Origin of the sequence: Mesorhizobium sp. M5C.F.Ca.ET.164.01.1.1 (genome assembly GCF_004792125.1) — a bacterium.
In the GTDB taxonomy this organism is placed as follows: Bacteria; Pseudomonadota; Alphaproteobacteria; order Rhizobiales; family Rhizobiaceae; genus Mesorhizobium; species Mesorhizobium wenxiniae.
The window spans coordinates 1-292 of sequence record NZ_SRTG01000534.1 but is presented as its reverse complement, the minus strand read 5'-3'; the positions used below and the strand labels follow the sequence as shown (position 1 = coordinate 292).

The 292-nt window shown below is 57.5% G+C and carries 1 protein-coding gene; it reads right to left on the bottom strand.

The window, feature by feature from the left end; translation table 11 throughout:
• On the bottom strand, positions 1–292 hold a 292-nt coding region (locus EN807_RS34615; protein ID WP_135938097.1), incomplete at both ends, for a histidinol dehydrogenase.

Genomic DNA, 292 nt, shown 5'->3' with positions numbered 1-292 from the left:
AGCGGTTGCCTGCGGATCGCGGGTGTGGATTTGCAGGTGTTCCGTTGCAATATAATCCGCGTAATCAATCATGGTCTCTTCGTCTTCAACCACGGTAATCTCGCCATAATCATTCCAAGCGAGGCCTGCCACCGGAGCCGTGGGCAGGTCTTCCAACTGCCTTTCTACTTCCTTGAGAACGTCTTCAGCAAGCTTGCGATCAGTCGTCACGAGCCCAACGCGGGTGCGGACGTCGTGCTCGGCCTGCGCCAGCAGATCGGTCGCGATGGTTGCTGCATTGCCTGTCTCGTCG